General features: G+C 61.4%; 24 protein-coding genes and 2 tRNA genes. 2 read left to right on the top strand and 24 right to left on the bottom strand.

Annotated features, from left to right (window positions below; translation table 11 throughout):
* Positions 1–260: 260 nt before the first annotated feature.
* The 23 genes from DW850_RS02040 to DW850_RS01930 all read right to left on the bottom strand — a co-directional run bounded on the left by DW850_RS02040 (position 261) and on the right by DW850_RS01930 (position 21,109).
* Positions 261–347, bottom strand: a tRNA-Leu gene (locus DW850_RS02040).
* Positions 348–390: 43 nt separating this feature from the next.
* Positions 391–1,308 carry a TatD family hydrolase gene (locus DW850_RS02035; RefSeq protein WP_117583809.1) on the bottom strand — a complete coding sequence of 306 codons (918 nt, stop codon included), beginning with the start codon at positions 1,306–1,308 and terminating at the stop codon, positions 391–393.
* A complete protein-coding gene (gene rsmA / locus DW850_RS02030) occupies positions 1,298–2,158 on the bottom strand; it encodes a 16S rRNA (adenine(1518)-N(6)/adenine(1519)-N(6))-dimethyltransferase RsmA (RefSeq protein WP_117583810.1) in 861 nt (286 codons plus the stop codon). The genes DW850_RS02035 and rsmA overlap by 11 nt, the downstream gene beginning before the upstream one ends.
* Positions 2,159–2,265: 107 nt before the next feature.
* Positions 2,266–3,867, bottom strand: coding sequence for a methionine--tRNA ligase (metG, locus tag DW850_RS02025; RefSeq protein WP_117583811.1), 1,602 nt, complete (start codon positions 3,865–3,867; stop codon positions 2,266–2,268).
* Positions 3,868–3,936: 69 nt separating this feature from the next.
* On the bottom strand, positions 3,937–4,815 hold the full coding sequence (gene rsmI, locus DW850_RS02020) for a 16S rRNA (cytidine(1402)-2'-O)-methyltransferase (protein ID WP_117786106.1): 879 nt from the start codon (positions 4,813–4,815) through the stop codon (positions 3,937–3,939).
* A 6-nt stretch (positions 4,816–4,821) separates the two neighbouring features.
* Entirely contained in the window at positions 4,822–5,883 is a 1,062-nt protein-coding gene (locus DW850_RS02015; protein WP_055309641.1) for a glycoside hydrolase family 5 protein, read from the bottom strand.
* A gap of 483 nt (positions 5,884–6,366) precedes the next feature.
* Positions 6,367–6,439 (bottom strand) — tRNA-Phe (locus DW850_RS02010).
* A gap of 123 nt (positions 6,440–6,562) precedes the next feature.
* On the bottom strand, positions 6,563–6,847 hold the full coding sequence (locus tag DW850_RS02005) for a ribbon-helix-helix domain-containing protein (RefSeq protein WP_035137167.1): 285 nt from the start codon (positions 6,845–6,847) through the stop codon (positions 6,563–6,565).
* Positions 6,822–7,112, bottom strand: a complete 291-nt coding sequence (locus DW850_RS10345) for a hypothetical protein (RefSeq protein WP_117583813.1) — start codon at positions 7,110–7,112, stop codon at positions 6,822–6,824. Before DW850_RS10345 ends, DW850_RS02005 begins: the two co-directional genes overlap by 26 nt.
* 58 nt (positions 7,113–7,170) lie before the next feature.
* On the bottom strand, positions 7,171–7,530 hold the full coding sequence (locus tag DW850_RS01995; protein ID WP_233540588.1) for a DUF192 domain-containing protein: 360 nt from the start codon (positions 7,528–7,530) through the stop codon (positions 7,171–7,173).
* On the bottom strand, positions 7,527–8,003 hold the full coding sequence (locus tag DW850_RS01990; protein WP_117583814.1) for a hypothetical protein: 477 nt from the start codon (positions 8,001–8,003) through the stop codon (positions 7,527–7,529). The genes DW850_RS01995 and DW850_RS01990 overlap by 4 nt, the downstream gene beginning before the upstream one ends.
* Positions 8,003–10,063, bottom strand: coding sequence for a hypothetical protein (locus DW850_RS01985; RefSeq protein WP_117786104.1), 2,061 nt, complete (start codon positions 10,061–10,063; stop codon positions 8,003–8,005). Before DW850_RS01985 ends, DW850_RS01990 begins: the two co-directional genes overlap by 1 nt.
* A 64-nt stretch (positions 10,064–10,127) precedes the next feature.
* Positions 10,128–10,664, bottom strand: a complete 537-nt coding sequence (locus DW850_RS01980; protein ID WP_117786103.1) for a TadE/TadG family type IV pilus assembly protein — start codon at positions 10,662–10,664, stop codon at positions 10,128–10,130.
* Complete coding sequence (locus tag DW850_RS01975; RefSeq protein WP_117786102.1) at positions 10,600–10,818, bottom strand: hypothetical protein; 219 nt, start codon at positions 10,816–10,818, stop codon at positions 10,600–10,602. The genes DW850_RS01980 and DW850_RS01975 overlap by 65 nt, the downstream gene beginning before the upstream one ends.
* 1 nt (position 10,819) lies before the next feature.
* Complete coding sequence (locus tag DW850_RS01970) at positions 10,820–11,383, bottom strand: hypothetical protein (protein ID WP_117786101.1); 564 nt, start codon at positions 11,381–11,383, stop codon at positions 10,820–10,822.
* Positions 11,347–11,580, bottom strand: coding sequence for a hypothetical protein (locus DW850_RS01965; RefSeq protein WP_117583818.1), 234 nt, complete (start codon positions 11,578–11,580; stop codon positions 11,347–11,349). The genes DW850_RS01970 and DW850_RS01965 overlap by 37 nt, the downstream gene beginning before the upstream one ends.
* A gap of 10 nt (positions 11,581–11,590) precedes the next feature.
* Entirely contained in the window at positions 11,591–12,232 is a 642-nt protein-coding gene (locus DW850_RS01960) for a type II secretion system F family protein (RefSeq protein WP_117786100.1), read from the bottom strand.
* Positions 12,229–13,155 carry a type II secretion system F family protein gene (locus tag DW850_RS01955; RefSeq protein WP_117786099.1) on the bottom strand — a complete coding sequence of 309 codons (927 nt, stop codon included), beginning with the start codon at positions 13,153–13,155 and terminating at the stop codon, positions 12,229–12,231. The genes DW850_RS01960 and DW850_RS01955 overlap by 4 nt, the downstream gene beginning before the upstream one ends.
* Complete coding sequence (locus DW850_RS01950; protein WP_006235095.1) at positions 13,128–14,456, bottom strand: CpaF family protein; 1,329 nt, start codon at positions 14,454–14,456, stop codon at positions 13,128–13,130. The genes DW850_RS01955 and DW850_RS01950 overlap by 28 nt, the downstream gene beginning before the upstream one ends.
* A complete protein-coding gene (locus tag DW850_RS01945) occupies positions 14,453–16,102 on the bottom strand; it encodes a P-loop NTPase (protein WP_117786098.1) in 1,650 nt (549 codons plus the stop codon). Before DW850_RS01945 ends, DW850_RS01950 begins: the two co-directional genes overlap by 4 nt.
* On the bottom strand, positions 16,102–16,761 hold the full coding sequence (gene cpaB / locus DW850_RS01940; RefSeq protein WP_233540586.1) for a Flp pilus assembly protein CpaB: 660 nt from the start codon (positions 16,759–16,761) through the stop codon (positions 16,102–16,104). The genes DW850_RS01945 and cpaB overlap by 1 nt, the downstream gene beginning before the upstream one ends.
* 252 nt (positions 16,762–17,013) lie before the next feature.
* Entirely contained in the window at positions 17,014–17,967 is a 954-nt protein-coding gene (gene rsgA / locus DW850_RS01935; protein WP_199575496.1) for a ribosome small subunit-dependent GTPase A, read from the bottom strand.
* Positions 17,968–18,427: 460 nt separating this feature from the next.
* A complete protein-coding gene (locus tag DW850_RS01930) occupies positions 18,428–21,109 on the bottom strand; it encodes a cation-translocating P-type ATPase (RefSeq protein ID WP_117637392.1) in 2,682 nt (893 codons plus the stop codon).
* Positions 21,110–21,550: 441 nt separating this feature from the next.
* On the opposite strand from DW850_RS01930, the gene pyk reads away from it, so the two are divergent.
* Together pyk and DW850_RS01920 are read left to right on the top strand one after the other, a co-directional pair.
* Positions 21,551–23,011, top strand: a complete 1,461-nt coding sequence (gene pyk / locus DW850_RS01925; RefSeq protein WP_117637393.1) for a pyruvate kinase — start codon at positions 21,551–21,553, stop codon at positions 23,009–23,011.
* 421 nt (positions 23,012–23,432) lie between these two features.
* Positions 23,433–24,506 carry a hypothetical protein gene (locus tag DW850_RS01920; RefSeq protein ID WP_124785840.1) on the top strand — a complete coding sequence of 358 codons (1,074 nt, stop codon included), beginning with the start codon at positions 23,433–23,435 and terminating at the stop codon, positions 24,504–24,506.
* Here the strand turns inward: DW850_RS01920 and DW850_RS01915 are convergent.
* Positions 24,503–25,351, bottom strand: a complete 849-nt coding sequence (locus DW850_RS01915) for a hypothetical protein (protein WP_117716612.1) — start codon at positions 25,349–25,351, stop codon at positions 24,503–24,505. The two genes, DW850_RS01920 and DW850_RS01915, sit on opposite strands and share 4 nt — an antisense overlap.
* Between the last annotated feature and the right edge of the window lie 15 nt (positions 25,352–25,366).

Here is a 25,366-nt window from a genome sequence, read left to right as displayed (position 1 = left end):
TACTAGGATACCCGTCCAAGGAGATCGTGCATAACAAAAAAGCTCCCATTGCTGGGAGCTCTTTCAATCAATGGTGCGGGCGAAAGGACGTCCGCGTATCCGCTTCGCGGATCCGCACCGGCTTCGCCCGCCTGCCGGCGGACTCGCCAGCTCGCTAAAAACGCTCCGCGTTTTCTTGACGCTCGCTCCTTCACAGGTTCAAGTCCCTGCGATGGGCATATAACAAAAAAGCCCCCATTGCTGGGAGCTCTTTCAATCAATGGTGCGGGCGAAAGGACTTGAACCTTCATGGGGTTGCCCCCATACGGACCTGAACCGTACGCGTCTGCCAATTCCGCCACGCCCGCGTGCAGGAATTAGAATAACGGAGCGCCACCGCGAACGCAAGAACTATTTTTGAAAAAGTTTGCAGGCATTTTCCCAAGCGGCATGCGCGATTGTTTCGGCGTCCTCACCAGTGCGATCGACACGGTCGTTAACCAGCGCGTTTGCCGTAATGGAGATCATTGCTGGCTCGCATTCAAGACCGCGAATGGGCTCCGGCGCCATATACGGGCAATCCGTCTCGAACAAAATGCGGTCGAGCGGGGTCGCCGCAAATGCCTCGCGCACGTCATCGTTGCGCTTAAAGGTGGCCGCACCACCATAGGCGATATAGCAGCCCAGCTCCACAAAGCGCTCCATCGTGGCGCGGTCCTCGCCAAAGCAGTGCAGCACGCAACCGGCCTGAGGCACACCCACCTCGCGCAGCACGTTGTACGCATCCATATGCGAGGTGCGCTCCCCATCCGAGTCCTCGTGCCGCAGGTGCAGCTCCACCGGCACATTGCGGCGCACGGCAACTTCGAGCTGACGCGCCATGCAATCAATCTGCACACTGTGGGGCGCCGGCGCGATGTCGTCGTCGTAATCCGTGTGGTAGTCCAGACCGATCTCGCCGATACCGGCGCACAAAGGGTCATCGAGCGCAGCAACAACCTGCGCGTGAATGTCATCGGTATAATCCGGCGCGCCATAGGGGTGAACGCCAGCGAGATACTTGATCTGCGGAATATCCCGCATCGGCAGAATTTCGCGCACGAGCCAGTCGCTATAGTCCGTCACGCTGCGCTTGTCGGCGATGGGGTCGAGCATCGTCACCAACAGGTCGACGCCCGCGGCTTTGGCGCGCACGAGCGTCTCGGGCACTTCTTTCCCCCAAAACGAAAGCAGATGCGCATGCGTGTCAGCAAGCGGTGCCAAGGGCACGGGACAAGCAACCGTCTTCTTTTTCTTGGTAAACGTCACGCGTTCGGCATTAGGCATCATGGATGAGCTCCTGAGCCAGGCGGATAAAGTCGGCAACATCAAGCGTTTCTGCGCGCGTGGTGGGTGCGATACCGCAAGCCTCAAAGGCGGCGTCGAGCACGTCCTTGGCAAAGCCGTTGGCGCTCATGGAATTGCGGATGGTCTTGCGGCGCTGAGCAAATGCAGCATCAATCACGCGGGCCACAAACTCGCGATCGAGTCCTTCGGGCGCCACGCCGTCAACACGGTCGATACGCACGACGGCCGAGTCCACGTGCGGTGCCGGCATAAAGCAACGTGGCGGCACCTCAAAGCGACCCGTAACCTGCGCATACAGGCCGAGCTTTGCCGTGTAGCCGCCATAGGTCTTGTTACCCGGCACCGCGGCAATGCGATCGGCAACCTCCTTTTGAACCATGACCACGGCACGCTTGAGCGCGGGCATCGTCTGGAAGAACTGCAGGATGATCGTCGCCGCCACGTTATAGGGCAGGTTCGCGACAAATACCGTCGGCTCACCGCCTGCAGCCTGCTCAATCTGCCCCGTCGTCACCTTGAGCGCGTCGCCCATGATAAAGCGGAAGTTGGCATAGTCGGCGGCATGGGCATCGAGCACCGGTTCGAGTTCGGGATCGGCCTCGATCGACGTGACGCACGCCGCCTCCTGCAGCAGCGCGAGCGTGAGCGTACCAACGCCCGGGCCAACCTCGAGCACGCGCTCATCGCCCGTGAGCTCGGAAAGCTCGCAAATGCGCTCAATTACATGGTTGTCGATCAGGAAGTTCTGGCCCAGGCGATGCTTGGTCGCAAGGCCAAACTCCTCCAGCAGCTCCCTTGTTGCCGTGGGGTTTGCCAAAGGCGAAGTTGTCATAGTTGCCTCCTTAGCATGATGGCGGCGTCTTGAAACAAAAGGGCATGGACCGTTGCGGCCATGCCCTTACATCTAAACAGCAAATTGCCGATATGGCGCGCGGCGTCTTAGCCCAGACGCGGGAACAGCGGCTCACCCTTCTCGACGGGCTGACCACCGGCAAGCAGGCCCCAAGCGCAAATGCCCTTGAGGTCGTCGCTCGCGGCCTCGTCCTCGCAGGACAGGCGGCGCAGGGCTTCGGCAGAGGTCTGAGGCATGAGCGGCATCAGCAGGTGAGCGGCAATGCGGATGGCCTCGAGCAGGTTGTAGATCACAAATGCCAGCTCGTCAGCCTTAGCCTCATCCTTGGCAAGCGCCCAAGGCTCGGAGTCCTCGATGTAGTGGTTGGCGGCGTGGATGAGCTCCATAACCTCGTCCTTGGCTCCGCCGTAATCGAGCACGTCCATCTTGGCCATGTAGCGGTCGACCAGGCCATCGGCGATCTTTGCCAGCGGGTTGTCGAACGCATCGAACGATGCGGGCTTGGCGGGCGCGCAACCGTCAAAGTACTTGCCGCTCATGTTGAGCGAACGCGAGATAAGGTTGCCCCAGCTGTTGGCCAGGTCGGCGTTGTAGACCTGCTCCATGCGATCGAAGCTGATAGCGCCGTCGGTACCGGGAACGACGTCGGTCATAAAGTAGTAGCGATAGCCCTCGACGCCCAGCATGTCGATAACGTCCTGCGGAGCGATGGCGTTACCGCGGCTCTTGGACATCTTCTCGGCCTTGCCGGTCTCGGCATTGCGCACGGTCAGGAAGCCGTGGGCAAAGACGTGCTCGGGCAGGGCCTCGCCGATGGCCATGAGCATGGCGGGCCAAATGACGCAGTGGAAGCGGATGATGTCCTTACCCACGATGTGGAACTGCGCGGGCCAGCGATAGGCCAGCTCGGCACGCGCCTCGTCGGTGTCGACACCGTAGCCGACGGCCGTCATATAGTTGAGCAGCGCGTCAAACCATACATAGGTCACATGGCCCTCGTCAAACGGAACCTGGATGCCCCAGTCAAAGCTCGTGCGACTCACGGAAAGGTCGTTGAGGCCGCCCTCGACAAAGCTGCGAACCTCGTTCATGCGGAACGCAGGCTCGACAAAGTCGGGGTGCTCGTCATAGAGCTTGAGAAGCTTGTCCTGGAAGGCGGAAAGCTTAAAGAAGTAGGACTCCTCCTGGACGCGCTCAAGCGGACGGTGGCAGTCGGGGCATAGATGCTGGCCGACGCTGCCGTACTCCTCGTCGCCCTTCTGGACCTGCGTATCAGTGAAGTAGGTCTCGTCAGGCACGCAATACCAACCGTCGTAGCTGCCCTTATACAGGTAACCGGACTCCTTCATGCGCTCCCACAGGTACTGCACGGCATGATGCTGGCGCGGCTCGGTGGTGCGGATGAAGTCGTCGTTGGAAATCTCGAGCTTGCTCCAAAGCTCCTTGAAGTGCGGGGCCTGGCTATCGGTCCACTCCTGCGGCGTCATGCCATGCTTGGCTGCGGCCTCGGCGACCTTCTCGCCGTGCTCGTCCATGCCGGTCAGGAACTTGACGTTATAGCCGGCGGAACGGCGATAGCGAGCCTGAACGTCGGCGATGATGGTGGAATAAGCCGTGCCCAGGTGCGGATCGGCGTTGACGTAGTAGATGGGCGTCGTGATAAAGAACGAAGGCTTGCTTTGATCCATGGGGTTTGTCCTCCAGAAAAACGTTGCATACAGAGGATGATTCTAGCGCAAGGGCTGGATATCCTCCATCTATTGCATATCGAGCACCATGGCATAGACATCGCGCTTGCGGCGCGAATACTTCTGAGACAGGCGCTTGGCCACCGCAGACGCGGGCTTCCCCTCCTCGAGCGCGGCGCGGATATCCTCGCGCAGGGCCTCGTCGGGATCCGCTGCCGTGGCGCCGACCGGCACGATACCGGCCTCCTCATCCTCGCTCGGTGGCGCGATGACCAGCGCAATCTCGCCCTTTACCTCGCCGCGAGCACGCAGCTCCTCGGCAAGCTGGTCAGCGGGCCCGCGCAAGACCTCCTCGTGCAGCTTGGTGAGTTCGCGGCAGACGGCAACCTCACGCTGGGGAAAGACCTCCGCCACGGCCTCGAGCGTCGCCACGATGCGATGTGGAGACTCGTAGAAGATGAGTGCGCCGGGCACCACGGCAAGGCGCTGCAAACGGCGCACACGGTCGCCGTGCTTTCGGCCCAAAAAGCCCTCGAAGAAAAAATGCTCGCAGGGAATGCCGGACGAAACAAGCGCCGTGACGCAAGCAGAGGGCCCGGGAATAACTTCGACGGGCACATCGGCCTCACGCGCCGCCTCGACCAGCGCCTGGCCGGGATCGGACACGCTCGGCATGCCGGCGTCCGAGGCAAAAGCGAGGGTCTCCCCCGCCAGCAGACGGTCGACCAGGCCGGCGGCGCGGCTGGCGATCACATTCTCGTCGCAACGGACAAGCGGCTTGGAAATGCCCAGGTGCATCAGTAGCTTTGACGTCACACGCGTGTCTTCGCAGCAGATGGCATCAGCAGCGGCAAAGGCCTCACCAACGCGCGGGGACAGGTCGCCCAGGTTGCCGATGGGCGTGCCGACCACATAGAGTTTGCCCGTATGGGCGCTGTTTTGCGTCATATCAACCTATTCAATCATGCCGCGCTCGAGCGTACCGAGCGCCGCGCGGGCGTCCCATGCTGCAATGCGCTTCTCGGTCTTCCACGTTTGGAAGAACCAACCGGCAGCCGGCGCAAACGAAGCCAGCTGGTTGGCGATAAACACGCGCTCGTAGGCATTGCGGCCCTCGGGCGTAACCGACGAGTTGGCAAAGATCGCCGCGCCCGACCATTCGCCCACCAGCACGGGGAACCCAGTCGAAATCGCTTCTTTAAGCTCGCGCTTGTTACGCGAAATCGCCGTCGTCAGCCCGCGAGGGCTCGTGATGTCGAGCGCATACTCGTCGCGGTAATGGTACAGGTGAAGGTCCATGTAGACGTTCTTGTACTTGGCGCCGCGCATAAAATGCTTCCACTCGCTGGGATGCCCCGACGACGAGAAGACGACGATCTTATCCTCGGGCATATACGAACGGACGAGCTCGTAGGCATCGCGATAGAAATTGCGCAGGTAGTGAGCAGGAATGCCATCCGTCATGGTGAAGAGGCTCTTGCGAACGCTCATCTGCGGCGTGTCCAGCAGCTCAATGCCCAGCAGGCTCTCGGCCTCGCCATAGCGATCGGCCAAGCGCTCGAGCACGTCGAGTGCGACATGACGGCCGTTGGTGGACGAATGCCACTCGGCAACAGCCTCCGGCGTGGTGGGCGAATCGTTGGAATCGCCCTGGCCACCGGGCACGGTTGCCAGATCGAGCAGCACGCGGATGTCGTACTTGGCAGCCCACTCAATTGCGCGGTCGATGTAATCGACAACCGATATGTAGGAGGCATCGGACTCCTGTGAGCCAAAGGCATACCAGGGCACCGGCAGACGCACGGCATTGAGACCGATCTGCGCCATGCGGCGAAAATCGTCCTCGCTCACAAACGTCTCGTAATGGCGGCGCATGCGCTCGTTATAGGCGGCGGTACCCATGGCCTCCTGTAGCTCAGCCGCGTTGGATGCACCGGTCGCCGCGTACAGCGACGGGGTCACCCAAGGCTCGGGAATAAACCAGCCAGAGAGATTAACGCCGAGTATCCTCTCCATCACTGCCCCCTTCGGATCATGCAGGTCGAACCCGCATCGTATTGCGTAGGATAAGTATCGTTTTGAGTATACCCGCGTGTGCGGACAGGCGACCGAACGGTCTGCAAAGTGACGCGAAAGTGGGAGGAATGTCTGGGAGCAGACGGACTCGGAATGGTGCGACGAGGTGTGTACGCGCGCCGGAGGCAGGCACCGGAAAGTGTGTCCCGTTCTGAGCCCTTATTCTGGGACGCAGTTTCCGCAGAACCCTACATAAAAGAAAAGGACCCCTTTGCAGAGGTCCTAGTCAATTCAAGGTGGCGGGGAAGGGAATCGCGTCCGCGCGCTGCGCGGACGGACCGCTGCGGCGCTTACGCGCCTTGCGAGCTGCGCTGGCAAACGCTTACGCGTTTACTCAGCTCCGCGCCCTCACGGGGTTCGATTCCGTGCGAGGGCTACATAAAAGAAAAGGACCCCTTTGCAGAGGTCCTAGTCAATTCAAGGTGGCGGGGAAGGGAATCGAACCCCTGACACGAGGATTTTCAGTCCTCTGCTCTACCAACTGAGCTACCCAGCCATTTGAGGTGTGCCTTGTTTCAAGGCTTGATTAGTATAACCAAGGACGCGTTCCGGTCAACCGAGAATTTCAAAAAAGTTTTTGAGCACAGCCTCGGTTCTTTAAATCGGCACGTCAGAGGCATCAGCCGGCAGCAAGAAGTTTTTCGCTCAGAGCCGCACGGGCAAACTCACTTGGCGTCATCCCCTCGGCAGCCGCCCGTCGACGAATGGCCTCCTTCATTCCCAGAGGAATCTTGACCGACAGCGTTGCCGTCCCCTCACCTGAGAGTGGGGGCCGTCCATGCACGATCCCACCAACGGTGTGTTCGCCATCCGGAAACTCTCCGCGCTCGTACGACTCGCACCACGCGTCAATCATTTCATCCGTTACAACCTGACCATTAGCGGCCGTATACGTCTTGCCCATCATCGACCCCTTTGCCGAGCCCGTTCAATCTCCTGCCAAAATTTCTTCTGGACTGGAGACAAGGCATGAATGATAAGCCCCCACGGACAAGCTCGACCGCGACAAGCTCCACGCTTCGTCCGTCTGGGAGCCATCCAATCGCAAGCCATCTCGGCGGCTCGTCCTTCGGCTCGCGACGAATGCACTCAGTAACCGCAAGCCAAGCGCTAAGCACCTGCTTTTCCGTCAGGTGCTTTTTAGCGTTGGGATGGATCTCAACATCCATGCATCTTCTCCTCCATCTTACCCAATTTCGTATGACGAAAGTCCGCTGTCGCCAATTCTTAAGCCGGCACGCGTTGGAGAGCAGGGATCGAAACAATGATTGAAGGACGCTCTAGTACGGCCCAGGCGCCGGGGCAGGAGCACATACGCCAGGGACGTACGTTTTCGTAGCATACGAGGACATAGCCACGTGCATCGATAAAGGCGATATCGATGGGATAGGCCATAAAACACGTATGGACCGAAGAGCAGCGTGGAAATGCCATGACGAGCGGCAGACCGTTGGCGGCAACCGGACACCGTCCCAGCATGCCGCGCAGGCGCACGGCAAACGACTCCGCCACCGCAAACTCGGCCGGCGTCCAGCCCAGCCTATTGAGTGCCCGCGCGTAGGCGATGTAGGACGAGACCGCGGTCACATGACCACCCCCGGACGCCATGGATCGACCGTCACCGCGCGCTCGTGCGACAACGTTGTCGGCGCCCCCAGCGGAACGCCAGCGATGCTGAGAGAAGTCGGCCACGGCTCATAGTGCATGGTGCAGGTGTAGGTCCTAAACGTACCGGATAGGGAGAGCAGGCCACCATCCGATGCCTCCGCGCCTTGCTCGCTCGACACTTCGATCTGCAAGTCATAGCCTTCCATGGCATTCAGAATTTGAGTCCGGACCGTCGCCGAGGCATCGACAGAGCTTTCGTCGCCCTCCCCGCTCGGCGCCACGGCGTGCGCCAACACGATGTCGGGCACCACGCGGTCGAAGCGCGCGACAGCGCTGGCAAAGATCATGACGTTGTATACGATGAGTGCCAGCACCAGCAAAACGGGCGTAACCACTGCTATCTCCACCGTCGCTTGGGCGCGCTCCTCGCGCAGACGCATGCGGATACTCATTACGACCCACCGCCCAGAGCGCCAACCAGCGTGGCGACATCGACGGTGAGCGGGATGGAGCCGCCGCCGGGCAGAGGAATCTCCGCAAGCGTGAACACCGTACCGCTGATGGTGCGTTCGACTTGATATTCCAACGCCTCGCAAAGCGCCTTGGGATCGGTCACGCCCAACGGAATACTTCGCAGTTTGTCTTGCGCTTGAGAGAGACCAGCAATGTCAGACCCCGGGCTCTTAATGACGTTGGCGGAATCAGTCAGCACCGGCTTTCGCAGGCGCAAGTCGCACGGTTCCAAACCCAGCGCCGCCACGGACGCCGAAACGGTATCGCCGAGCCACGATGCAATGGAGCCCAACGCGCCGCTGCCCCCTCCTAGGCCTTTAATCATCTCGTCCATAAGTTCGTCGGCCGAACCTTGGATGTCTCCGTATCCCACAAGCAGCCGCCCCCAGACATCCATGACGCCGTCGAGCACGCCGGCAACGCCGCCCGAGCGTTCCTTCAATGTCGAGAAAAATCGCGAAAGCACGTTGTTTTGCGCCGTCGCCCCATCGGGCGCCAGCACCGCGGCAGAGATGGCACCGCGATCGCCAAGTCTGACTGCCGTGTTAAACGAAGAGTTGAGTTCATCGGAGCTCGAGATGGCACCCGAAACCGCAAAGGCAACCACGCCGTTGCGACCGGGCGGAGCGATACGCGGGCGCTCACCGGAAAGTTCTTTGATGGCGGTATCGAACGCATTGCCCGCACGGTCGGCTTCGTCCTCGGTCTGACGCTCGAGCTCGAGCTCCTTGTTGCGACAGTCGACGTAGTCCTCCAGGGCGTCTTTAAACTTGTCAAAGTGATACTCGAAGCCGTTTTCGATAGAGGTTGAAGGCGCCGCAACAGCACCAAGCGACAAAACGCCAAAATGGCATTTGCTGCATTTATCCTGTCCATCGTAATCGGCAACCGAAGCAAATCCGCTCGGCGTCCCTTTCTTATAGTTAGGGCAGGTCGTCCCGTAATGCAGATACGCCTTGTCATCGTTCACGCTCGTCGGCCACACCGCATCGGTATAGAGTTCCGTCGCCCGAACCTCATCAGAGTTGCGCGGCAGCAGCGGAATATAGGAGGAAACCCTGTCTCCGTTCTCGGTTATATATGCCCGATCGACCTCCGCGTTCGCATAGGTATAAAACGCCTTACGCGCCGCAGACTCTGCCTTCATCTCGACACTCGAGCCCTGGGGCTTCTCATTTGTCAGACGCCAATGGTAGTAGTCCTTCGCGCGATCAAGGGCAACTTGAGGCTCCCACGTAACGCTCGATGAGTAATGCGGATTTTGAACACCGGAAAGATCCGTTAGGCTTTTCGCGCGCTCCCACATGCAAGAACAGCTGCCGACCGAGCCCTTGTCAGACCCACCACAATCCGCCAGCCAAGCACGCTCTTTAGCCTTCGCCGTGTCCTCAGAAGCCTTCCGCAGCTCCTCGGCCGCACGCTCTAAATCATCTGATGTGTCTTTAATGGTATCGGTCGAGATCTCGGACCCTTTGAGCGCAGCGAAGTCCGACTCGGATGTCCTGGGCACGGCAAGCGCCGTACCGGTATAGGTCACACTATCGGTATCCTGCGCCGACACCGCCTGCGTGGCACGCGCGGCGATCAGATACGGCAGAGCCGTCTCGATTTTCTGTAAGCCTTCCGATGCGCTTTTGGCAAACTTGTTGCGCGTTTTAATGATCTCGATCCCGGTGTCGACCATATTGCCGGCAACCGGCTCGGCACCCGGGATGAGGATGGCGACCAGGCCCGTCCCGATCGTGGCAAACCCCGCCAGCCCCAGACTCAAGATACTCGCATCAACCACCGTGGCAGCCGTGTGATAGGACGACACCACGTTGGCACCCGCCAGCGCGCCGCTATCAGCCGCCACCTGGGTGTCCCCGGCACGCGACATGCTCCATATCGCCGCGGTCGACGAAAACAACAATGTGAGCACCACTAGGATGACCACGGCAGAAGAAAGCGTGGTATAGGCACCGTCTTCGATAAACAGATCGACACCGGCTCGACCCATAAAGCCACCTCGCTTGCAATGGCAACTCGGACGGCGCGTCAAAACGCGTCTAGACCAGAAACGCTTAATCCCATGTAGCAATCCACGAATCATAATCTCCCTCCAGCCATTCGGGACGCGATTGATACGAGACATCGACCTTGAGCTCAACGTAGCCGCCCTCGGCGGTACCACCCATAGCCTGCGCAAACGCACCGATCACGGGCAACGGCTTGACCTCGCCGGAAACGGACACGGACGAGACGCCACCCGCACCGGCCCGGCCAAGCTCGATATCCCACGACAGCGGCCCGCCGGCATGAAAAATCGAAACGTTGGGCACTGCGGCAAGCCGGCGGCGAGTGAACTCCTCAAGATCGTCGTCCTCCGCCGTCGTCGTGGTCATGAGCCGCGCGGTCTCGGCGGCGGCAGACTCCATGACCGCGCGCGTATAGAGCAGGCACACCGGTTGCAGTGCGAGAAGGATGAGCGTCAGAAACGTCGGCAGCAAAAAAGCGGCCTCGACCGTAGACTGCGCCCGGTCCTCGCACGCGATATCAATACAACGCGATGTCCTTAGCGCCCGCAGCGGCGTCGATAACCAACATCGAGGCAACGCCATGGGATGCCGCCCGCTCAACCAGCGCCGCCAAGCGCCCATCGGTGCCAGCACGCCAAAGTCCCGCAATCGCCAGCACGATCGATAACAGCGCCACCGTGACGATGGCGTATTCCACAGTCGCTTGGGCAACCTCCTCACGCAGAACGCCATGCATTTCACGACCCCTCCTTTGAGCTTATTGTTTGCGGGACCAGGCGCACGGCGCGCAGACGACACGAAGCATCGCCAGTATCCGCAGCAACCGTCACCATATCGACCCAGCCGCGTCCGTCACGCACGATAGCGCCCCACACGTTGCCCTTGATGTCGAGATAGCCGCTCAGAGCAAGTTGTGCCGTGGGTACCTCGCGATAGGCACGCAGCATATCCGCCGCCGCTCCGGTCATCGGTCGGTCCTCGGACCATGCAAGCCGGACCGCAATCGCGTTGCCCTCAGGCGAATCCGTCACAGTGTCAGACCGCTTGTCGAGCGTCCGCAGAAAGGTTTGCGCCGTGACAGCGACATCCGAATCGTCCGCATCTCGCATCTCATCTTCTTGAGACGCCACCGCCGAATCTGAGCCCGAATCGAAGGCGGTCCCAGGACGCTGCTGCCGCGCGGCGTTAAGCCCCCAAAGCACCGCCGCTATCGCCACGGTCAGGCAAGCAAACACCAGCAGCACCCCGACGGGGCGCTCGCCCTCTACAGGCTGTTGATGCCCTCGCTGATCGCATCCCATAGCTCTTTAACCTTGCCTTTAAATGCAACGATGGCAATAATCGCGATCACCACAAGTACGCCCACCAAAATGGCGTACTCGGTGGTACCCTGCGCGCTCTCCTCCTGCAACAGCTCCTTGGCATGCTGGCGAGTGTGAATCGCCCGGCAAAAAGCCCAGCTCCAAGCCTTGTCAGCAACTTCGACCATCGTGTTCATGTATTCCTCCCTACATCATCCCGCCTGCTCCCAGCAGCGGGCCCAATATGGACAGAAGCAACGCCGGCAAGATGAGCGTGCCGGTGGGAATCAGCAGCTTGACGGGCGCACGCTCGATCTCGCGCTCGACCGCGGCGCGATGAGCCGCACGGATCTCGCGACTTTGAGCGGCCAGCGTCTCGGCAAGTGGGGCACCCAGGGCGAGCGCCTGCCCCACCGTGATGGCAAAGGTCTCGAGCGCTCGCACGTCCAGGTCGCGCGCGGCGGCCAACAGCTCGTCCTCACGCGTGCCCACGCCCACCTGCCACACCATGCAGGCGCGCTCAAGGCGAAGAGCCAGCACTGACCGGCGGTTGGCGCAGAAAATCTCAAGCGCCGCATCAAACGAAAGACCGGCCGAAAGACCCAAGCGCACAACATCGATCATCTCGGAAACTTCGCCGAGCGACACTCGCGCCGGGCCGCCCGCTCCAACCGCGCCCTTCACTCGCGCGGTCAGAGCATCGACCACCGAGCGACCTGCGGCAGCGACCAGCACCGCCTCGCGCTTGCAGGCCCCTGCGATCTTGCGTGCATTCGCCCGATCCAAACCCGTCGCGACAAATACACTCAGGGCGCACAGGCAAGCCGCAACTGCAACCGGGGCGCTCATAGCTCCACCCGCATAATGCGCCGGATAACCACCAGGGCAACGGCGTTGAGGGCAAGACCCAGCACCACAGCGCCCGCGCCGGCGGGCGTCGCAAGACCGCGACGAAAATCTGCCGAAAGCAGCGCCAACACCGCGCACATGCCCGCCGGCATCGCCGCGACCATATGCGCAGACATGCGAGCCTGCGACGTCTTAACATCCAGGCGGCGCTTGAGCTCAATGCGCTCCCCCACCATGCTCGACGCCTCGGACAGTAAGTCGGCAAGCGGAGCGCCGGTGCGCTGAGACACCTTAAGCGCCAAGGTCACAAGCGAAAGACCGGGGGCGTCGATACGCACGAGCAAGTCATCGAGCGCGTCGGTCGCCGAGATGCCGCAATCGATCGCCGCCGCCACCCGCAAAAACTCGGTATGCACTGGCTCTTGCGCATGAGCGCCCACAAAGCGCATGCCCTGGGCCAGCGAATGTCCCGAGGCAAGCGACATGGAAAGTGCGGTAAACGCCTCGGGCATTGCCTCTTCTGCATCGTGTTGCTCGCGCCGGCTCTCAAAGCCATCCCGAGCGGCACCAACGGTAAACGGAGCAACAAGTCCCAAGGCAAATCCGAGGGGCGATAACGACACCATCGTTAGTAAAACGCAGCAGACACCGCTCGACAGCAGCAGAAACGCCAAACGTCCCGAAGCATCTTCGATCACGAGGCCAAGGCGATGCGCCGGAGCCAGCGATGCCCACGAACGGGCGATCTTTTTCAGCAGATCGTTTTCCACCAGCTCACGCGGCAGCTTCTCTGCCACCGTCTCGAGCGCCTGACGTGCCAGCTCCGCCGGCGGTACCTGCGGCACACGAGGTTCCGCCCCGCACGCCGTCGCGACAGAAAGCCCTGCCAAGCCCCCTACGACGAGGGGCACAGTGATCTCCATTCGTCCACCTCCTCTTGTGTGAGCGTCCCCGACCGCAGGCCTTCTGCGATAAACGGCGGCTCGCGGTCAAGCGTCCAGGTGCGCTCGGCGGCATCGAACGTCACATAGCGCTCGAGCTCTACGCCACCCGATGCGGCGCGTCGCACCCCCGAATACGAGGAGACGAAACGCCTGCCATCGGCGTGGCGCTCGGACATCACGATGCCGTCGAGCGCCATGGCAATCTGCTCCTCGATGAGCTCGCTCGGCAGATCGATGCCATAACGCGCAAGCAACGTCAGACGCACCACGGTCTCCTGTTCTGAACCCGCATGAAGTGTGGTGAGCGACCCGTCGTGGCCCGTGTTCATGGCCTGCAACATGTCGCAGCACTCGGCACCGCGCACCTCGCCCACCACGATGCGGTCGGGGCGCATGCGTAGGGCATTAGTTACCAGGTCGCGGATCGTCACCGCGCCCTCGCCCTCAATTGAAGCCTCGCGCGCCTCTAGGCGCACCACGTGCGGATGATGCGCAAACTTGAGCTCGGCAGAGTCCTCGATCGTCACGATGCGCTCGCCGGTGGAAATCTCACATGACAACGCGTTGAGCAGGGTGGTCTTACCAGATCCCGTGCCTCCCGCAACCGCCAGGTCCTGTCGCAGCGACACCGCACACGACAGCAGCTGCGCATACCAAAGCGGCAGCGATCCCAACCCCACGAGCTCGTCCAACGAGCAGATACGGTCCGAGAACTTTCGGATGGTGAGGATTGGCCCGTCGATCGCCACGGGTGGAATCACCGCGTTGACGCGATAACCCGTCTTGAGGCGGGCGTTGACGATGGGGCTACGCTCGTCGATACGACGGCCGAGCGGCGAGATAATGCGGTCGATAAGCACACGGATCTGCTCATCATCCTCAAACGCATGCTCGATGGGGTACAAGACGCCGCCGCGTTCAAAGAAAGCCGAGCGACAGCCGTTGATCATGATCTCGGTAACGGTGTCGTCCTCGATGAGCGGCTGCAACGGCCCCAAGCCCACCACGTCATCCAAAATCTCGTCGATGATGGTTTCGCGCTCGGGCGTCGCGAGATCGGTCGGCTCCTCAACATTGAGCGCCGCCTCCACCGCAGGACGCAATTCCGAGCGGGCAAGTGCCGGGTCGATATAGGCGCTGATACGCGCCACTTCGTCGTAACCCATGCGGTCCATCACGGCGCGCTTGGTGCGTCGTTTCACCGCGCGGCGACGCCCCGCATCTACAGGCGCTGCCGCCGCTGCAGCGCCGGCAGCCTTAATCCTCGTTTGCAGGCTCATCGCTGATCACCCTCGCGCAACCAGGGAAGGCGGATACGCGGGCGTTCGGTACGCGTTGCACGGTCGGCGACCATATCGCTCCAAGGGCCGACGGCGCACCCCAGTTCCACGAGCATCTCGCGCGTGGCCTCGCGCATGCTAGTCGCAAAAGCACTGGTCTGCCCCACCGCCTCGTCAGCGCGCCCAAACGCCATGAGCGCGGCGAGATCCTGCCCGCCATCGGCGATACGAATCTTGGAGCTCAACGCACAGGCAATCTCAAAGCGCATGGCGACGTCCTCGTCTGCCCCGCGCGCACCGAACCGGTTGAACACGGCGCTCATGCGCGTGCGCGGCACACCTACTCGACTTGCCAGTTCGATGACGCGCGACGCCGATGTCGCGGACGACACCGCCGCATCGCCAACGACCAGGCAACGGTCGCTCGCCGCCACCGCAGCCGCCACGGCGTCGCCCCAAAAGACCGAGGTATCGATAAAGACCACGTCGGATTCGCGACGCAGAACATCAAGCAGTAGCTCCACCGGACGCGCCATGAGCTCGGCTTGCTCGGGCGCCGCGACGGGACCCCAGAGCGTAACGCCCGGCGCCACGCGCATCGATGTGGCTACGATATCCGGCTCGGTGAGCGTGCCCGCCGCCGACGGCTCGATAAGTGCCGCCATATCGCGCGGAGCATCGACGCCTAACAAGTCGTAAAGGTTTCCAAACATCAGGTCCAGGTCGAGCACGGCGGCACGCAAGCCCAACAGCGACGATGTGTGTGCCATGGTGGCAACGATCGTCGACTTGCCACAACCGCCCGAACCCGAAATAGCGCAGATGACCGGAGCTCGATGCGGCGGAGCGGCAGCGTCTGCCGGCGGCATCGGAGGCGGCGGGGCGGGCGTCGGTGGCAGCGCCCCCGTCTCCCCCGCCGCAACCACACGCTGCGTCCAAGCCGGCATAGCAGCTTGTTCGGTCTGCGAGGCAGGCTCGTTCTGCGCAATCTGCTCATGCTGCATTAGCGACAACTCGCCGCACCCGGCAAAGCCCTCAACTTCGTCGAGTTCATCCGCCAGATTCACGCCGTGCACGTATCCCATATCTACAGCCGGGGAGTCGCCAGCATGCTGCGCCGGCCCTCCAGCGTCATCGTCTACAAGGGGGTTCCGGGGGCGCCGACCATGCTCGGCTTCCGCTTTTCCATAATCATCAACACGCGGGCCTCTTGTAGCGCGAGGCGCCCCGGGTTCCCTATCAACAAAAGCATCGGGCTCAATCGTCATGTGCCGATCGGAATCAACCGCTCCCTCGCCCGCGCGCCCGTTGCCGCATACACTGTGCGCAGCGATGACCTCGGTCGCCCCCGCGCGAAACAGCCCCTCGATATCCGACGGATCGAGCGCTTCTATCAACACGACCACGCGACTCACGCGGCCTTCGGCCGTCAGGCGCGCAACAGTCTTGCGCACATCTTCGGTATCAAACAGAGACGCCGCGATGATGGCAGCCCCGCGGCGCGACGGAAACGCCCGCGCCATGGAAACCAGCCCGTCCAGGTCACCCACGCGAAGCACCTGTGCACCCACATCACGGCCCTCGACTTCCCGCTGCAACAGCCCGTAATCGCCGCACGCGCAGCACGCAAGCCAGATCGCCTTCATCACTCGTCGCCTCCGCTCTTTTTGCCGCGCGCCGTGGCGGGAATCGTCAAGCTGACCGTTCCCTTGCCCGAGGCTCCCAGCAGTTCCTTGACGTCTTCGGGGTCAGCCGCCAGCGTCACCCATTCGATCTTGCCCTCGCGCGTGAAACCGGAATCCTCACTGGTATCGATCACGTACGCGCCGCACAGCCGATCGGTCACGCCGTCTTTTTGCACGTACACGTCCACGTAGCTGCCCACGCCCGCAGCACCGCCGACCGAGTGCTCGGCATCGACCGCCACCGAAACGGCGACCTTGCCCTTAGGCACCTCGAGCATGTGGCTCTCGGCCTTGGTGTAGACATTGCAGATCACGGCGTTTTTGGGAATACGCGAAGTCGTCACGTCGCCGCGCACCTGGCGTAGCTCGGTCGCCGCGTCACGCGGCAGCAGACTCGTCAGCCACTCCTGGGTTATGACATTGGTCTCATCGAGGGTCTCACCCACATCGATATCGCGCGCCGCGACGCATACCTCGACGCGATCGCCACCGTACTTGGCCAAGGTCTCAGCCTGGACCTGTTCGGCTTGCGAGCGGATCGACGAGCCGTAAACCATGCAGAGCAGAGCAGCGAGCACGCCCGCGACCAAACTGATGGCGATGCGCTTGCTCTTGTTCACGGCCGCTCCTCTCATGGCAGTGCCGGGCGAATGCCCGTACCACCATTGTCTGGGCGGCCAGAGTGCAAAGCGGCGCAATCGCAATCTTGGTTTTCGATGTCAAACCAATCGCTGACCAAAAGCTGACCAGCCCGTCAAGCTCGTGGCAAGGTTTTGGTCAGCACGTCAGCAAACTGCATGTTTCGAGGCTTTTCCGCAGCAAAAAAGCCGCCTCCCGAACAGTTGGGAGACGGCTGTCATAGGAAAAATCAATTACAGATGGACATCGGGATCGAGCATTTGAGCGCTCACGCGCATGGATGACGCCAGGTTTTGGAACGTTTCCAGACGCAGGCTGTCGATCTGCCCGGCGTCCTCGGCCTCGCGAACGGCGCAACCCGGCTCATGGACATGCGTGCAATCGCCAAACCGGCACGCACGCGATGCCTCGACAATCTCGGGAAAGGCGCGCGCCAGACCCCGCTCGTGACCCACGAGCGGTAGGCTGCGCAGGCCCGGGGCATCGGCGATCACGCCGGCGTCGCCCGGCAGCGTCACCATCACGCGCGCGACGGTAGTGTGACGGCCCTGGTCGTCGCGTTCGCGCACACCGCCGGTCGCCAACGTATCGTGGCCCAGCAGCGCATTGAGCAGCGTCGACTTGCCGGCACCCGACTCGCCCAGAATCATGGCGCAGCTCCCGGCAGGCACGCAGGCACGGACCTCGTCCAGGCCGCGGCCCTCGGCAGAGGACGTCACGATCACGCGCACGTCCGGACCCACCAGGCGGCGCACGCGGTCCAGATCGCGCTCGAGCTCCTCGGCATCGCAGCGGTCGGCCTTGGTGAGCACCACCACCGGCTCGGCATCGCAATCGAGCGCCAACACCAGTGAGCGCGCCACGCGATCGAGCAGCACCTCGCCGGCGCCGAGCGCCTGCACGATCAGCACGCTGTCAACGTTGGAGCAGAGCACTTGGCGCTCACCGCGGGCACGGCCACGCCAACGCTCAAAGCTCGTACGGCGCGGCAGCACGCACTCAATCACGCCCATATCGTGCCCGGGAGCGCGGCGCACCGCCACACGGTCGCCCACGGCAGGCAGCAGGACCTCGTCCTCGCCGCGCGACTTGGCAAACCCCACGGCATGCTCGGCACGAAACGTGTCATCGGCAGTCGCCACCAGCGGAAACCCGCGGTCCAGGCGCACCACGGCGCCCAACTGCATCTGCTCGGGTTCCTCGGCTTGCGCGCAAAAATCATCGAAGGCTGCCCGTTGGGCGGCATCAACCGGCAGATCGTCAAACGCCGGAACATCCTGCAACGCATCGAGCCCCGGTACGCTCGTCAACAACTCCTCGGCAGACGCGGGGGCTTCGGTCGCAAGCTTCCGACGACGGTCACGCTTAGCCCGCGCCCCCGTCGTCTTTTTCTTCGCTTTAGCCTTAGCCTTGCCCACAAGCGCCTCCCAGCACCATAAATCACAACTGAGCAGGTATTTTCCCACAAAAAAGAGTCGGTCGAGCAAATGCTCGACCGACTCACACACTTTCCCTCAGCTTACGGTCCCGAGAGGTTATCCGAAGGCCCGCCCGCCGGGAGGGGTTTCTTCTGAGTGATCCCGCAGCGCGAAGCGCGAGGACCAGCGAAGAAGAAACCCCGCAGGCGGGCGGGCCCGGACAGGTACGTTACTCTTTCTCCACCGCGCGCATGATCGCCTTGTAGATCTCCATCAACGGGATGATCAGGAAGGCCAGGCCCAGCGCGGCAAGAACGCCCTTGAGCTCAAGCGTCACAGGGCCAAAGAACATCTCGGCAAGCGTCGGCTGCACGGTCACGATCACCGTCAGCACCAGTGCCAGAGCGGCGGAAGCCCACAGCCACTTGTTCTGCTTCTTCATGGTGAACAGCGACGCACGACGGCTGCGCATATTGAAGCAGTGGAAAATCTCGACCATGTTGAGCGTGATGAACGCCATCATCACGCCTTCCTCGTCGGCATTGCCGGCGATCATATCGGCGATGTGGATGTAGCCCATGTCAAAGTACACGCCCACAAAGAAGCTCGCCAGCACCAGCACGGTGATGATTAGGCCCTGGACCACGCAGTCCAGACCCATATGTCCGGCAAAGACACCATCCTTGGCGTTGCGCGGCTTGCGCTTCATGATGTCGCCCTCGGCGTCCTCCATGCCCAGCGCGAGCGCAGGGAAGCAGTCGGTAACCAGGTTCACCCACAGCAGCTGCACCGGCTGGAAGATGGTAAAGCCGATGAGCGTGGCGATAAACACCGAGAAGACCTCGGCAAGGTTGGCCGAAAGCAGGAACTGGATGACCTTGCGGATGTTGTCGTAGATGCGACGGCCCTCTTCGCAGGCACCGATGATGGTGGCGAAATTGTCGTCGGCAAGCACCATGTCGGCGACGTTCTTGGTGACATCGGTACCGGTGATGCCCATGCCAACGCCGATGTCGGCGCGCTTGATGGACGGGGCGTCGTTGACGCCGTCGCCCGTCATGGCCACGATCTGGTCGCGCGACTTCCAAGCCTCGACGATGCGTGTCTTGTGCTCGGGCTGGACGCGGGCGTACACGCCGTAGTCCTCGATGTGCGCGTCGAGTTCCTCGTCGCTCATGCGATCGAGGTCGGCACCGGTGATGGCATGGCTGCGATCGGTGACGATGCCCAGCTGCTTGGCGATGGCCACGGCGGTGTCGATGTGGTCGCCCGTGATCATGACGGTGCGAATGCCAGCGTCGTGGGCCTCGCGGATGGCTTCGGCGACCTCGGGGCGGACCGGGTCGATCATGCCGGACAGGCCGCAGAAGACCAGGTCGTGCTCGAGCGCAGCGGGGCTGCAGTCGCTCGGGACCTCGGTGTAGGTGCGGCTTGCCAGCGCCAGCACGCGCAGAGCCTCGTCGGCCATGGCCTTGTTGGCGGCCACGAGCTCGGCGCGACGCTCCTCGGTCAGCGGGACGACCTTTTCGCCCTCGTAGATATGGGTGCACAGGCCGATCACCACGTCGGGCGCGCCCTTGGTGTACTGCTCGTACTCGCCATCCAAGGTCTCGACGATCACGGACATCATCTTGCGGCCCGAGTCGAACGGGGCCTCGCCCACGCGCGGATGCTCGGCAGTCAGGCCGGTGAGGCCAGCCTTGCCGGCGTCGTTGACGAGCGCGCACTCGGTCGGCTCGCCCACGGCCTCGCCCAGCTCCTCGTCCCACTGAGCATCGGAGCACAGCGCCATGCCGGCCAGGAACTTCTCCTTGGGCGCAGCGAGCTCGTGCTTGACGACGGTCATCTTGTTCTGGGTAAGGGTACCGGTCTTGTCGGAGCAGATGGTCTGTGTGCAGCCAAGGGTCTCGACAGCAGAGAGCTTGCGGATAATCGCCTGGCGCTTGGCCATCTTGGTCACGCCAAGCGAAAGGACGATGGTCACGACGGCAACAAGGCCCTCGGGGATGGCGGCGACGGCGAGCGAGACGGCAACCATAAAGGTGTCGAGCAGGGCAGTCGGATCGGTAAGGACGTTGCCCACGCCGTGGCGGAGGATGTCAACGCCAAAGATGACGACGCAGATGACGATCACCATGATGGTGAGGATGCGGCTGAGCTCGGCGAGCTTCACCTGCAGCGGCGTGAGCTCTTCCTTGGCCTCGGCCAGGGCGCCGGCGATCTTGCCCATCTCGGTGTTCATGCCGGTGCCGACCACGACGGCGCGACCACGGCCGTACACGACGGTGGAGCCCATATAGCACATGTTCTTACGGTCGCCGAGCGGCACGTCGTCGGTGCCGGCGGCGAGCTCGATCACGTTGGCATGCTTCTCGACGGGCACGGACTCGCCGGTGAGCGCGGCCTCTTCGATCTTCATCGTGGCGCTCTCGAGCACGCGGCAGTCGGCCGGAACGGAGTCGCCCGCCTCGAGCATGATCACGTCGCCGGGCACGAGCTCGGCGCTCGGCAGGTGCACGAGCTTGCCGTCGCGCAGCACCTTGGACTGCGCCGCACTCATCTCCTGCAGGGCCTCGAGGGCCTCCTCGCTCTTGGCTTCCTGGACCACGCCCAGCACCGAGTTGACGATAACGACGAACATGATGATGGCAACATCGGCAAAGTCGGGCTCGCCCTTGACCATGCCCGTGAGCGCACTGATGACGGCGGCAACGATCAGCATGATGACCATGGGGTCGGCCATCTGCTCAAAGAAACGCTTCCACAGCGGCGTCTTCTCAGCTTCCTCGAGCTTGTTAGGGCCTGTCTTGGCGAGGCGCGAAGACGCCTCGTCGTTGCTCAGGCCGAGGTTCTCATCGACACCTTGGTCGCTGAGCACCTCCGCCGCGGCGGACAGGTATTCCTTTTGCATATAGAGTCCCCTCCTGGGATTCGGGCCACTCAGCAGATTGATGCCCGATCATAATTCCCAGGAGAAGGGCAAGGGCTCATCAAGGCTGCCGTGCTGAGCGGCAGTTGATAGTGGAGCTATGGTACCCCAAAGCGACGCGTCTAGCCAAAACAATCGGTTTGGAAATATGGTCCGCACGCAACGGTGCAGACCGTGTGATGCTCAACATTGGTAAAACGTTTTTTCTTCGGCACATCGCCAAACTGACATATCGCCCAGATAGCAGCGGTTAGAGCGGTTGGTAAATTTTCTCATATACCGTTTATCCCGCAAAAAATGAACTTCTAATTCGGCATACGGTCGATTTTATGGGGTATTCGGTCAGCATTTCGTTATAATCAACACGGTTTTATTTCTTATGGTTTATCTATCAGCGCAAGACGATGTCAGATGGAGGTCTGAATGTACAAGCGCACTAAGATTGTATGCACCATGGGTCCCGCCTGCGATAGCGACGAGACCATCCGCGAGATGATCAAGGCGGGCATGAACGTCGCCCGTTTTAACTTCTCGCACGGCTCCTACGACGAGCACCACGGTCGCATCGAGCGCGTCCGTCGTATTTCCAAGGAGCTCGGTCTGCCCGTCGGCATCCTGCTCGACACCAAGGGCCCCGAGGTCCGCACCGGCCTTCTGGTCGACGGCAAGAAGGTTGCCGTCAAGACCGGCGACAAGATCGTCGTCACCGCTCAGCCCACGTCCGAGGATTTCCACGGCACCGCTGAGCACATCTCCCTCGACTACCTGGCTCTGCCCTCCGAGGTCGAGAAGGGCTCCCTCATCCTGATCGATGACGGCCTGGTTGCCCTCGAGGTCGAGTCCGTCAGTGGCCAGGACATGACCTGCGTCGTTAAGAACGACGGCCTGATCGGCGAGCGCAAGGGCGTCAACATGCCCAACGTCAACATCTCGCTGCCCGCTATCACCGAGCGCGATCGTCAGGACATCCTCTTTGGCCTGACCGAGAACATCGACTACATCGCCGCTTCCTTCATCCGTGATGGCGAGTCCGTCCGCGGCATCCGCAAGCTTTGCCGCGAGAACGGTGGCGAGCACGTGACGATCTTCCCGAAGATCGAGTGTGCCCTGGGCGTCGAGAACTTCGACGAGATCCTCGAGGCTTCCGACGGCATCATGGTCGCCCGTGGCGACCTGGGCATCGAGATCAAGCCCGAGCTTGTTCCGCACATCCAGAAGGAGATCATCGCCAAGTGCAACGCGGCCTACAAGCCCGTCATCACTGCTACGCAGATGCTCGACTCCATGCAGCAGAACCCGCGCCCGACGCGCGCCGAGGTTGCCGACGTTGCTAACGCCATCTACGACGGCACCGACGCCGTTATGCTCTCTGGCGAGTCCGCTGCCGGTAAGTACCCGGTCGAGGCCGTCAAGATGCAGGCCAGCATTGCTCTCGAGACCGAGAAGTACCTCCCGGCCCACGCTCCGCTCGAGGTTCCGGCCGATGCTCACGGCACCCGCGTCGTCAACAACGTTGTGGGTATGTCCGCTGTGAACATGGCTACCACCGTTGGCGCCAAGTGCATCACCGTGCCGACGACCACCGGTCGTACCGCTCGCCTGATCTCGCACTTCCGTCCCAACATGCCGATCTGCGCGTTCTCCCGCCACGAGTGGGCCGTCCAGCAGATGATCATGTACTGGGGCGTTATCCCGCATCAGGCCGAGATTACCCAGGGCACCGTCAACGGCACGATCGTCAAGGCGATCGAGACCGCTAAGGAGCTCGGCTACGTCGAGGCTGGCGATTTGACCGTCGCTACCGCCGGCGATCCCCGCATGAGCGTCCAGCTCGAGGACAAGGTCTCCTCGACCAACGTCGCTTACGTCGCTCAGGTCCGCTAAATCGTACTTGCAAGCAGATTTGCATTGCAAAGGGCCCGGAAGGCATTGCCTTCCGGGCCCTTTTTCTGTGTCAATGCCGGCACACGGCAAAACACGCACCCATTTCTTTACCAAAAGCGCGAAATCCACCTTTCGAGGCCCAAAAATAAAGTCCCAAGCGCTAAAAGTGTTCGCCCGATGGCGAAACCACACCTTACCCGACGCTGCTAAATCGTTTTAGCAAGAGCCAGATCGACCGCGTTTTCGGAAGTATGCGGCAAATTCTGAGACCTCCGAGCACACCCCGTTTTTTCGCAACAAAATGCCTGATAAACTGGCCTCAAAAGCCAGGTCTGCTCACAGGGTTCAGATTTTGCCGCATACTTCCGAATTGACGCTGGCATCGCACGGTCCAAAAGCACATTTCGACCAGGAGGATATCATGGACCTGACGCTATGCGGTCAATCCGCTTTTTACTATCACCGTATCCCGCCGCAGGTATTAGGGCTTTACCCCGCCATTAGCCTTGGCAATATGGATCGCAGATGTTGCGGCCTCGGAAGTCATGCAGTTGTAAAAGACCTGCTTCACGCACCGCTTCACAGGCTTGTATTCACTCGAGTACAATCCGGGTCGCGAAGCCTGTTTAAATCGCACCTCCTGACCCAAGAGCCGCCTCCCGGGTCGTTTAGGCAAACTGAACATGGATTTGATGTCACGTCGCCCGAGTTTACGTTGCTCAGCCTTGCCACGCAGGTCTCACGCAACCAGTTACTCATGGCTTGCTACGAGATGTGCGGCTCCTTTGCAGTGTTTACGCCCTGCGAGCGAACGCAACAACAACTCGATGAAGCCATTTCGCTTAAGCTCATTCCACCCAACTGCGGTTGGGAGCGTGTTGTCGACACCAAGGGCAATGACACCAATTTGTGGAAGCGCCCGCCGCTCCTCAGCGCGGCGGATATCGCCGCGTTCGCCAAGCAGGCTGCAGGCCTGCGCGGCGTTAAACAACTGCGCTGGGCGGCCGAGCACATGACGGGGCAGACCGCCTCGCCCTTCGAAGTACAGACCTCCATACTTGTCTCGCTCCCCCGCAACGAGGGCGGCATGGGTATCAACATCGCAAACAACGTGCGCATCCCACTCAGCGACGCCGCGCGCTCACTGTATGACAAAACCTGCTGCTACGCCGATATCCTCATCGAGAGCAACACCGACAGCATGGGCGTCATCCTGGAATGCCAAGGCCGCTCCGCCCACGATGGCGAAGCCGCAAGTCTCTCCGATGCCGAGCGCACCACCGCCCTCACAAGCATGGGCTATGACGTTATCCAGATAACCTATGAGCAAATCAAAGACACGAAGAGCTTTAACAACATCGCCGAACTCATCCATAAAAAGGCAGGGCTCCCCTACATCCCAAAGACCGATCAGGAACGCACCACCGAAGATGCCCTGCGGCGGGAGCTATTGGTCGATTGGGATGAGCTGTTCGCCGTCAAGCCGGCCAGCTAGCAGCTAGTGATCAGAGGGACTGCGGGGACGTCAGAAGCGGCAACGCGAGTCGCAAAGCCCACCTCGGTCAGCTCGATGACCTCGGTAAACGTTGCATCGAAAAACTCCTCAGTTAGCAGGCGGTATGGCGGATGATCGGGCTCACCGGGGTTTTCGCGCACAATCTCGTGCATAACGCCGATGGTCTTGAGCACATACTCCTTATGGATGGGATACTGCCCAAAACGCATCGCCGCAGTATACAGACGATCGGTCGCACGCGGGATGGAAACAATGCCGAGCGTCTTACCAAACCAGTCAAAGTCACCTTGCTTTTTAATGCGGAATTCCTCGCACGGCTTGCCGCCGTGCGCCTCCAGGTACTGATTCACGCGCGTATTCCATACGGTATCGGCCACCAGATGCGACCAGACGCCCAGCGTTAAATCGAGCAACGACTGCGCCACATCTTCGGACGCAAGCGAGAACTCACAGGCGCCGGGACCGACAACCGGCTCGGCATCCCTGTAGCGCTGGGGATAGTGCACGCGATTCAGTCGCTCGCGTTCCTCGATAATCGAGGTCGCCGCGGCCGGCGCACCGGTGGGCGAACTTTTAAGCAACGGTGCCACATAGGTATCCCAGAACTCATGCTCACGAGGCTTAGGGATAGGCTCGGGCTTGGCAAAGTGCGTAATGCGATACGGAATGGGATCAGCGATACCAGGGACCATATAGCCCACGAAGATATCCGGAACCACGCAGCCAAACAAAAAGGCATTGCGGTCGCGCACGCTATTGGCAAGCGCGCCGGTGCACTCCAGCAAACGCTCCGTCTGAGCGATATGAATGTTCCAGCTTGGCATAGCCACCCCCATAAA

Source organism: Collinsella sp. AM36-4AA (genome assembly GCF_003467795.1).
Taxonomy (GTDB): Bacteria; Actinomycetota; Coriobacteriia; order Coriobacteriales; family Coriobacteriaceae; genus Collinsella.
Note: the sequence above shows the minus strand (reverse complement) of the source record. Positions and strands in the feature narration are given on the sequence as shown.

Coding starts and splice junctions, on each gene's coding strand:
- DW850_RS02015 (WP_055309641.1), bottom strand. CDS start 5,883: ATGGAGAGGATACTCGGCGTTAATCTCTCTGGCTGGTTTATTCCCGAG.
- pyk (WP_117637393.1), top strand. CDS start 21,551: ATGTACAAGCGCACTAAGATTGTATGCACCATGGGTCCCGCCTGCGAT.
- DW850_RS02035 (WP_117583809.1), bottom strand. CDS start 1,308: ATGATGCCTAATGCCGAACGCGTGACGTTTACCAAGAAAAAGAAGACG.
- rsgA (WP_199575496.1), bottom strand. CDS start 17,967: ATGCAGTTGGGCGCCGTGGTGCGCCTGGACCGCGGGTTTCCGCTGGTG.
- DW850_RS10345 (WP_117583813.1), bottom strand. CDS start 7,112: ATGGATGTTGAGATCCATCCCAACGCTAAAAAGCACCTGACGGAAAAG.
- DW850_RS01970 (WP_117786101.1), bottom strand. CDS start 11,383: ATGGGATGCGATCAGCGAGGGCATCAACAGCCTGTAGAGGGCGAGCGC.
- DW850_RS01915 (WP_117716612.1), bottom strand. CDS start 25,351: ATGCCAAGCTGGAACATTCATATCGCTCAGACGGAGCGTTTGCTGGAG.
- DW850_RS01930 (WP_117637392.1), bottom strand. CDS start 21,109: ATGCAAAAGGAATACCTGTCCGCCGCGGCGGAGGTGCTCAGCGACCAA.
- rsmA (WP_117583810.1), bottom strand. CDS start 2,158: ATGACAACTTCGCCTTTGGCAAACCCCACGGCAACAAGGGAGCTGCTG.
- DW850_RS01975 (WP_117786102.1), bottom strand. CDS start 10,818: ATGCATGGCGTTCTGCGTGAGGAGGTTGCCCAAGCGACTGTGGAATAC.
- DW850_RS01980 (WP_117786103.1), bottom strand. CDS start 10,664: ATGGCGTTGCCTCGATGTTGGTTATCGACGCCGCTGCGGGCGCTAAGG.
- rsmI (WP_117786106.1), bottom strand. CDS start 4,815: ATGACGCAAAACAGCGCCCATACGGGCAAACTCTATGTGGTCGGCACG.
- DW850_RS01920 (WP_124785840.1), top strand. CDS start 23,433: ATGGACCTGACGCTATGCGGTCAATCCGCTTTTTACTATCACCGTATC.
- metG (WP_117583811.1), bottom strand. CDS start 3,867: ATGGATCAAAGCAAGCCTTCGTTCTTTATCACGACGCCCATCTACTAC.
- DW850_RS01950 (WP_006235095.1), bottom strand. CDS start 14,456: ATGAGCCTGCAAACGAGGATTAAGGCTGCCGGCGCTGCAGCGGCGGCA.
- DW850_RS01990 (WP_117583814.1), bottom strand. CDS start 8,003: ATGAGTATCCGCATGCGTCTGCGCGAGGAGCGCGCCCAAGCGACGGTG.
- DW850_RS01965 (WP_117583818.1), bottom strand. CDS start 11,580: ATGAACACGATGGTCGAAGTTGCTGACAAGGCTTGGAGCTGGGCTTTT.
- DW850_RS01985 (WP_117786104.1), bottom strand. CDS start 10,063: ATGGGTCGAGCCGGTGTCGATCTGTTTATCGAAGACGGTGCCTATACC.
- DW850_RS02005 (WP_035137167.1), bottom strand. CDS start 6,847: ATGGGCAAGACGTATACGGCCGCTAATGGTCAGGTTGTAACGGATGAA.
- DW850_RS01945 (WP_117786098.1), bottom strand. CDS start 16,102: ATGAAGGCGATCTGGCTTGCGTGCTGCGCGTGCGGCGATTACGGGCTG.
- DW850_RS01955 (WP_117786099.1), bottom strand. CDS start 13,155: ATGGAGATCACTGTGCCCCTCGTCGTAGGGGGCTTGGCAGGGCTTTCT.
- DW850_RS01960 (WP_117786100.1), bottom strand. CDS start 12,232: ATGAGCGCCCCGGTTGCAGTTGCGGCTTGCCTGTGCGCCCTGAGTGTA.